General features: G+C 62.2%; 7 protein-coding genes. 4 read left to right on the top strand and 3 right to left on the bottom strand.

What is annotated here, in order from left to right; genetic code table 11:
- Window positions 1-90: 90 nt before the first annotated feature.
- Together ACFVSJ_RS10080 and ACFVSJ_RS10075 are read right to left on the bottom strand one after the other, a co-directional pair.
- Window positions 91-1,632, bottom strand: coding sequence for an ABC transporter substrate-binding protein (locus ACFVSJ_RS10080; protein WP_387436461.1), 1,542 nt, complete (start codon window positions 1,630-1,632; stop codon window positions 91-93).
- 49 nt (window positions 1,633-1,681) lie between these two features.
- Window positions 1,682-3,028, bottom strand: coding sequence for an LLM class flavin-dependent oxidoreductase (locus tag ACFVSJ_RS10075; protein WP_387436458.1), 1,347 nt, complete (start codon window positions 3,026-3,028; stop codon window positions 1,682-1,684).
- Window positions 3,029-3,301: 273 nt separating this feature from the next.
- Between ACFVSJ_RS10075 and ACFVSJ_RS10070 the strand changes: the two genes are divergently transcribed.
- Genes ACFVSJ_RS10070 through ACFVSJ_RS10055 form a run of 4 tightly spaced genes read left to right on the top strand, consistent with a single transcriptional unit; the run spans window position 3,302 to window position 6,952 of the window.
- Window positions 3,302-4,648 (top strand): O-acetylhomoserine aminocarboxypropyltransferase/cysteine synthase family protein, encoded by a 1,347-nt coding sequence (locus ACFVSJ_RS10070; RefSeq protein ID WP_387436455.1) that lies wholly within the window; start codon window positions 3,302-3,304, stop codon window positions 4,646-4,648.
- Window positions 4,645-5,691: an LLM class flavin-dependent oxidoreductase gene (locus ACFVSJ_RS10065; RefSeq protein WP_387436453.1), complete on the top strand. Its 1,047-nt coding sequence runs from the start codon at window positions 4,645-4,647 to the stop codon at window positions 5,689-5,691. The genes ACFVSJ_RS10070 and ACFVSJ_RS10065 overlap by 4 nt, the downstream gene beginning before the upstream one ends.
- A 6-nt stretch (window positions 5,692-5,697) precedes the next feature.
- A complete protein-coding gene (locus ACFVSJ_RS10060; RefSeq protein WP_387436451.1) occupies window positions 5,698-6,402 on the top strand; it encodes an alpha/beta hydrolase in 705 nt (234 codons plus the stop codon).
- Between the two features lie 28 nt (window positions 6,403-6,430).
- A complete protein-coding gene (locus tag ACFVSJ_RS10055; protein WP_387436449.1) occupies window positions 6,431-6,952 on the top strand; it encodes a hypothetical protein in 522 nt (173 codons plus the stop codon).
- Between the two features lie 1,151 nt (window positions 6,953-8,103).
- Here the strand turns inward: ACFVSJ_RS10055 and ACFVSJ_RS10050 are convergent.
- Window positions 8,104-8,283, bottom strand: a complete 180-nt coding sequence (locus ACFVSJ_RS10050) for a helix-turn-helix domain-containing protein (RefSeq protein ID WP_387436701.1) — start codon at window positions 8,281-8,283, stop codon at window positions 8,104-8,106.
- Window positions 8,284-8,670: the final 387 nt, after the last annotated feature.

Raw genomic sequence — 8,670 nt, 5'->3', positions numbered from 1 at the left:
GTGGGTGCGTGTATTGGTCTACTCCGGTTTTGGCTGTGCCTTCGGGGGCCTCAAGTGTGGGGGGGGGCCGGGCCCGCCCCACCACAGCACCTATTTGACGGTCACGCCTTCCCAGCGGATCTGCGAAGGCAGGATCTGCAGGTTCGAGAGGGCGGGGTTGGAAACTACGACCCAGGGGTTGCTGTAGATGTAGTTCGTTGGGGATTGCTTGACGCCTTCGACGACGGCGGCGTGCAGCACGTCCTTGTAGTTCGGGGCATCGAGGGGGGTGTTGCGTACGACGTCCAGTGCCTTGAGGAAGGCCGAGTCGGCGTGGGGACCGCTGAGGTTCATGATTCCCTCGGGTCCGTAGGTGGCGAGAAGGTTTTGCACGGGCGACTCCCTGCCGATGGTGCCGTCCACGGCGATAACCGGGTTCTTGGCAATGTAAACCTCGTTCTGCCAGGTGGAAGATCCAGCCGGGACCACCTTGATATCGGACCCGACGCCGATCTTCTTCAGCTGTGCCTGGACCACCTCGGCCGTCGATTGGCTGAAGGCGCCGGCAGTGATGGTCAAGGAAAGCTGGCCGGACTCGTAGCCGGCTTCTTTCAAGAGCTTGGCGGCGCGGTCGGGATCGTAGTCCCACAGCTTTTCGGCTTCCGGCGCGAAGGCGATGTAACCGTCCGGGAACGGCTGGTGGGTGATGCTGCCCTGTCCGGCGGTGAGTACGTTGACAAACTCCTGCCGATCGAACGCGTAGCGGAAGGCTTCAACGACCTTGGGGTTGTTGAAGGGTGCCTTGTTCAGGTTGATGGAGACATCGCTGGCGGCCAGTGAGGGCTTGATGTCTACAGAGAGTCCTGCGGCTTTGGCCTCGTCCACTTTGCGTGCGGGCAGCGTTGCGACGTCGATGGATCCTGACTGCACGCCGGCCACCAGGGTGGCTGCATCGGGCGCGAGGGAGAGTTCGAATCGGTCGATGTGGATGTTCGCAGCGTCCCAGTAGTGCTCGTTCTTTTTGAAGTAGGCGTGGGATTCGGGGACGAAGTCGACGATTTCGAACGGTCCCGCGCCGACGGGCCACAGGCTCAGTTTTGCTGTGTCCGTGGCTGCCGCCTTGGGGCTGGAGATCGCGCCGGTCCGGCCTGCCACCAGGTAAGGAATCTGGTAGTCGGGAGCTGCAAGATGCAGGGTGACTTCCAGGGGACTGTCCGCAGTGACGTCCTTGACCGTTGCGAGCTGGTCCCTAAGGAAAGAGTCCTTTTGGGTCTTGCCGCGGTCAAAGAACTTCTTGACGGCATCGGCGTCCAAGGCGGTGTCGTCGGTGAAGGTGAGTCCTTCGCGTAGTTTGAACGTCACGGCGGTGCCTGAGGCGTCGTATTTCCAGCTTTCGGCAAGCGCCGGCTGGACATTGCCTTCGGCGTCGAGTTTGGTCAGTGACGCGTAGGCGAGGCTGATGGTATTGATGTCATTGCCGGTGCGGCTGGTGACCGGATCCCACGATGTGGGCAGGCTGAACGCCCACTTCACCACGGCTGGCTCGCTGCTTCCTTGGGGTGATCCGGCGTCGGCGCCGCAGCCGGTGGCAAGGACGGCTATGGCCAGTCCTGCCGCCAACGCGCGGACAAGCCGCTGTTTTCCTGATGTCACGATTGGTGCTCCTGTTTGGGGGTTGCGGAACGGATGATGGGTTTCGTGCTCAGCTGTTGGCCCCGGCCAAGGCCGGAGCCGCTGCGTGCGTGTTGGACGGAATGGGCAGACCGAGGTTTTCCCGGAGAGTGGATCCGCGGTAGTCCTCGGGGACGATGCCGCGCCGCCGGAGGATCGGGAGGACCTGGTCGTTAAAGCGGGCGAACTCGCTGGGTACGGTGACGTGGATGTTGAGACCGTCCAATGCGCCGGTGAGGAACCACTCCTCGATCTCCGCCGCTACGGTTTCTGCTGTTCCTACGAACGGGCCCGGCTTGTAACCGAACAGGTGTTCCACGGTCTGACGGAGCGTCAGGGAGTTTTCCTTGGCGGTGCGCTTGATGCTGTCAGCGTGGGTCTTGAAGCTGTCGTCACCGAGGTCACCGAGTTCAGGGAAGGGTGCGTCGAGGTCGTACTGGCTGAAGTCGTGCCATCCGAAGGGGCGGCCCAGCAGGGCAATTTTCTGTTCGAGCGTGGACGTCTCGCGGCGGCTTGCCTCGTGGGCCCGGGCCTCTTCGACGGTGTCCCTGATGATCGGGCTGACACCGGGCATGATGAGCACTTGATCGGCGTCCCGTCCGGCTTCTGTGACACGGCGGCGGATGTCATCCCTGAAAGCCTTCCCCTCCGCGACGGAGGGTGCGTGGGTGAAGATCGCGTCCGCTATCTTTGCGCCGAGTTGCCGGCCTTCTTCGGAATCGCCTGCCTGGAAAATGACCGGCTGTCCCTGTGGGGAACGTTCAACATTCAGGGGTCCTTCGACGTTGAAGTACGTCCCTTTGTGGTCGAGCTTGTGCTGCTTGGTCGGATCGAAGAAGACGCCGCCGTCCTTGTCACGAGGAAACGCGCCCTCCTCGTACGAGTTCCACAAGCCCTGGGCTACCTGGACGTGCTCCAGTGCCCGGCCGTACCGGTGCTCGTAGTCGTAATGCTCATCCCGGCTGAAGTTCCGCGCCGTGCCTCCATCCCCTGTTGCCACGACGTTCCATCCTGCCCGCCCCTTGCTGATGAGATCCAGGGAGGCGAGCCGGCGGGCCACATTGAAGGGCTCGTTGTAGGAGGTGCTGATGGTCGCCACCAAGCCGATGTTCCTGGTCACCAGGGCCAGGGCCGAGAGCAGGGTCAGCGGCTCGAAGCGGTTGAGGTAATGGTTCGGGGAACGATCGGTGATGTATTGGCTGTCCACGATGAACAGAAGGTCGAACTTCGCCGCTTCTGCCTGGCGGGCGAGTTCGGCGTACCAGTCGATGTTGACGCTGGCATCACCCGGGATCTCTGGATTCTTCCAGGACCACTGGTCGCCGGGGCCGCCAACTCCCATGAGAACGGCGCCTAGTTTCAACTGACGATCAGCCATAACAATCCTCCAAACAAAAGTGGGGTTTGGCCCTTCGAAGCGAGCAACAACCCTAAACGAATCGATCTTGTCGGCAATTGTTCGGGCAGTCGCCGCACCAAAGCAAAGTTTGTGAACCGTCGTGAATTCCCGTGAACTCAGTACATTTATGACGGTCGCAAAAGGAAATACAACGTCTCGGTAGGACGCACTAGGACAAAACTTTGGTCCTTTTGTTTCCACAAACAAATACTCGAAGTTGCAAACAAAACAGCAGTTACCGAGAGGAACCCCGTGAACAGTTCCAACGAGGCCCTGGGCTTGGCAACGCGCCAAATCCAGGCCGGGTATGAACCTGGGACACCCCAGAACACTGCCGTCGTTCCGATCTACCAGTCGGCCGCGTTCGAATTCGAGAACTTCGAGGCAGCCAAGGAGATCTTCGCGCTGCGTCGCACCGGCAACCTTTACGCCCGGGCCGGCAACCCCACCGCGGCCGTCCTCGAACAGCGCGTCGCAGACCTCGACGGCGGTGCGGGCGCCTTGGCGACCGGCTCCGGCCAGTCTGCTGTCGCCGTCGCCCTTCTCGCCTTGGTCCGCGGCGGCCAGCACATTGTGGCTTCGGCTGGTCTGTACGGCGGCACTGTTGACCTTCTCACGGACACGTTCCGGGACTTTGGCATCGACGTCACCCTTGTTGACCCGCTGAACCCGGATGCCTGGCAGCTCGCCGTCCGTGAGAATACCCGGGCCTTCTTCGTTGAATCAGTCGCGAATCCGGTTGCTTCGTTGCCCGATCTGCGGATCCTCGCGGAAACCGCCCACGCCAACAACATCCCCCTGGTGGTGGATAACACCGTTCCCACCCCGATCCTGCTGCGGCCCATCGAGCACGGTGCGGACATCGTGGTCTACTCCGCCACGAAGTTCCTGGGTGGGCACGGTACCTCCCTGGCCGGCGTGATCGTCGACGCCGGGACGTTCGACTTCGGCGCCCACCCCGAACGGTGGCCGCTCTACACCCAACCCTACGAACGCTTCGGCGGCATCATCTTCAACGAAACTTTCACCGGTGCACGGACACCGTTCCTGACACTGGCAAGGGCCCGTATTGTCCACGACCTCGGACCTGCCTTGTCCCCCTTCAACGCGTTTCAGATCCTGCAAGGGCTGGAAACCCTGGATCTGCGGATCCGCCGACACACGGACTCGGCACTGCAGGTGGCACGGTTCCTCCAAACGCACCCGGCCGTGGCCAGCGTGCATCACCCCGGGCTCGAAGGACACGCCCAGCACGCTGATGCCACCAGGCTTTTCCCCGATGGAATCGGTTCGGTCTTCTCCTTCGACCTCGCCATCGACCCGGAACACGTAGGCCGGTTCATTGATAGCCTGGAACGCTTCCGGCTCGTGGCCAACATCGGCGATGCCCGCTCACTGGTCATCCATCCGGCCACCACCACGCACAGCCGCTTCACACCGGAACAGTTCGTCGCGGCCGGTATCGGCCCTACCACCATCCGGCTCTCGATCGGCCTTGAGGCCGTGGCCGACCTGATTGCAGATCTCACCAGAGCCCTCGACGGCATCCTCACCTTTGACGCACAGGCAACCGCCATGGAAACCAAGGAGCAAGCATGAAGTTCGGATACTGGACGCCCGTCTACGGTGGCTTCCTTCGCAACGTCGAGCACGAAGCCATGGCCGCTGACTGGGACTACGTCAAGGAAGTCAGCCTGCAGGCGGACAGGCTCGGGTTCGAGCTGACCCTCGTGCCGGAGCTGTACCTCAACGACCGCAAAGGAATCGAAGCTCCAAGCCTGGAAGCATGGTCGCTGGCTGCCTCCATCGCGGCAGTCACCTCAAACCTGGAGGTCATGACCGCCATCCGCCCCGGTTTCCACAACCCGGCCATCACAGCCAAGACCGTTTCCACTTTGCAGGACATCAGCAAAGGACGGCTGTCCCTCAACGTCGTCTCAGCCTGGTGGGCCGAGGAAGCCCGCCAATACGGCGGCCAGTTTGCTGAACATGACGCGCGGTACGTCCAGTCAACCGAGTTCGTCAGCGCCCTTCGGGGGCTCTGGAGCAGCACCCCGTACAGCCAGAGCGGAGAATATTACGATCTTGCCGACGTCGTCCTCTCCCCCAAACCAGCCCACCGCCCGCACATCTACGCCGGCGGTGAATCAGAAGGCGGTCGCGAAGCCATCGCCGCGTTCGCCGACTCGTACGTCACCCATGGTGGAACTGTTGAGGAACTCCGCGCCAAGGCCGCGGACCTCAACGCGCGGCGCCGACGCCTCCAAGGAGCCGACTTCGAATACATCGGAATGAGCGCGTACGTCATCATCCGCGACACGGAAGCCGAAGCTCAGGCCGAACTGGACCGCATCACCACCATCAACCCCGATTCCCCCGGCTACGCATCCTTCGAAGAATTCGTCACCCACTCCAACCTGGACATCGAAATCTCCAAACGCGAATACTCCGTAGGTACCAGGGGCCTCCGCCCCAACCTCGTCGGCACGGCCGAACAAGTGGCAGAAAAGGTCAGCGCCTACCAGGACGCCGGAGTGAACCTGCTGCTCCTCCAGTCCTCTCCCCTGCACACCGAACTGGAACGAATCGCCGAACAGCTCTTTCCCCTTGTCGGCAATTCGACGCTCACCACATCAGCCTAGGAAGCCATGACTGCCAACACCATCCACAAACCAACATCCTGGGAGACCCCCGCCGGAGTGAACCCGCGCGGCACCCTCATCGTCCTCACCGGACGCGGTGAACACCCAGGCATCTACGAGCGCTTCGGTCGTCGCCTCTCCAGCGACGGATACACCGTCCACATCCTGGAAAACGGCCCCTCCGGCCAGGCCCCTGACCTGGCTGCCAAGCTCCTGGCCACCGCCGATCCCGGTAATCCCCGGGTCGTCATCGGCTCGGACACGGGCGCGGTCCTGGCCCTGCAAACCGGTGCCCCGGGACCCGTCGGCAAAGCACGGCCCGACGCCATCGTCGTCGCGGCTTTGCCCCTCGGACCAGCCGTCACTGCCTTGCCCGACGCGGAGGTACGGAGCGCTTGCCCGGTCCACCGCGCCCGGCTGGCGGACACGGAAAACCTCGACGCCGGTACCCTGGCCGACGATCTCGGACACCATACCCTCCCCGAACCGGAAACGGTCGAGCCCCCTGTGCTGGTTTTCCACGGCGAAAATGATCCCGTAGTACCGGCCGCAGACGCCGCAGCCTGGTCCTTCCGGCTACCCTGCTCACGTTTCGTGACCACATCAGGTGGCCTGCGGGATGCCCTCAACGACACCTCGCACCGCAGTGTCGCAGCGACCCTGGTGCTCTTCCTCGAAGACCTCCGCCACCGCGGTTCCGTACTGAAGTAGGTCCACAAGAGCTGCACGGAAGGAAAGCATGATCGCAGCACTCACCCGCAGGATTCAGGACGCCTACATGACAGAACTGCAGCTTCCCCTCTGGCCGGCCTGCCCGGCCATTGAACCAGGCCCCGGTGAGGGCCCGATTGAAACGGTCACCGCAGTGGTCACGGGCAAGCCGGCACTGATGAGCCGCGGGGTGAGTGTCGACGTCGTCGCCTATACCCGCCGCTCCGGACGCGGCGCGGACCTCATGATCTCCGTGTCCCTCCAGGTACCTCCGGACCCTGCCCGTGCCCACGTGTTCTGGCACGAGGCTGATGCATGGGCGAATGCCATCGCAGAGGGTTCATCCCTGGTTCCGGAACCCGATGGCTTGTTTGAGCACAGCAACGGCAGGACGTACCACTACTCACTGAGGGTGGAAGGCTCTGCGGAAGAGCCTGACGCCGGGAACAACGGGGAGCGACGCCGAATACCCGTACCGTCGTATGGTCCGTTCACAACCCGCCAGCCCCTATTTGGACGGCAACCGGGAAGATCGGTGCGCCTGCCCTAGCTAGCCACAGGGTATGTAGTCGGCAGACTTCGCGCATTGCTGCGGAGTTTGACTAAAGGGTGCTTATCGGATGAGTAGTCGTCGTCAATGTGCTCATCCGACCAGCGCATGAACTCACAAAGCGTCGGCAGCCCTGACAGGGACCGCAACCTGCGCCGGATTATTCCCACATTCATTCGTAGCGCGTCGACGTTGCCGACGAGACCTCCCCAAAAAGCACTCGATCGACCGTGGCGGCTGAACACTTCCGTCGCCATGGCCCCCGCAGACAGCGCGCTTCCCAGACGGCGTCATGTCGTCATGGCCACTCACATGCATGAGGTAGATGAAGGCCCAAGGAGGTACGAGCCAATGGCCGCAAGCAGTCACAATAATGAAGATTTAGGTGTGGACAATGTCCACACCCCTTTGGCCTGGCAAAGCCCTCCCAGCCATACCACCCCACCCCAGGAACGCGTAAAAACCAAGCACTTTGTCGCAGAGTCTCGAAGTCATGTTGTGCTCAGTCCTCCCATCCATGAAGAGGTGTAGGCCAACCACGACCTACCGGACGAGCCGAGAGAGGACCACATAATTCCAGCTCACAGAGGGCGGAGGGCCCACCAGCCACGACCCTGAACGCTCCCCCACAACTTCACCTGCGACCCGCGGCGCCAGGCACACACCGCGGCCAGTGTCAGAGAGACCTGACCAACCAAAATGTACACACGTTAAAGCAAAAACCCCTCCGAAGAGGGGTTATGCCGTGCCCGAGGTGGGACTCGGACTACATTCCAGCCCTTGCAAACACTGGAAACCCGCGAAATCATGCGGAATCCGGAGCAGTCCGGCCGATCTCCGCCCCAGTAAGAAGCGAGACGCGTTGACATTGTCAACACCCCCTATTTCAGTATCGAACCCGTTCCAGGCCAGCGCCGACCTCATGGCTTCCGACCGTTTTGTCAGGGCCTGAAACGACTTCTCATAAGGGCCCTCGGCGTGAGGAGCTGCGGGGCACACACTGGCGGACCGGCACCCAGAACATAGGGTGAATCGGAGCAGCGCCGCCTGCGAGTCGACTGGGGAGGTCATTAGTGTCGGACAAAGCTTGTCTTCGCTGCCGAAGGTTGCGTATTGTGCCCGGCCACGCCAAGCCCAGCGGGTCAAATCATTTAGTTCGGCGGGAGGGCTATCAGTATGTCTATTGACGAGGTAACGTCGTCCAGCCTGCGATTTAGGAGCTCTTCGATTCGTCCCAGACGGTATGCGACGGTGTTGTGCTGCAGATAGAGGGCGCGGGCTGTCTGTCGGGCGGGTAATCCGTTTCGGTAGTAGGTCGAGAGTGTTTCTATGAGGTCTGGGCGGTCCTCAAGCGGCTTGAGTGAACGCGGTTCGACGTCGAACGTCTTCCCCGAACCGGCGTCCCGCCCCTCACCGTTGATGAGCAGCCCGGTGGAACGGAGGCCAAAAGGGCGGCTTCACGGTGGGCGTTTATTGACATCGTTCTATCTCCAAGGGTTTTAAGGAAGTCGTGGCGGTGTGCCGCCCAACCTTCAGCAGTTTGGTGCGGGCGGGCCGCCAGAATCAGGGTATGAGGACGTTCAAGGCTTCTGGTGCTCTTGTCCCGGTTGAGGTGGCGTGGGGGGGGGGCCCCCGGGGGGGGGCCCCCACCCGGCAACGGGGGCCCGGAGAGGCGGGACGAGGGGGGGTTAAAAAGAAAATGGAGCGGCGCGACCGAG

Origin of the sequence: Paenarthrobacter sp. NPDC058040, assembly GCF_042885775.1 — a bacterium.
Lineage (GTDB): Bacteria > Actinomycetota > Actinomycetes > Actinomycetales > Micrococcaceae > Arthrobacter.
This window is presented reverse-complemented; position numbering and strand designations above follow the sequence as displayed.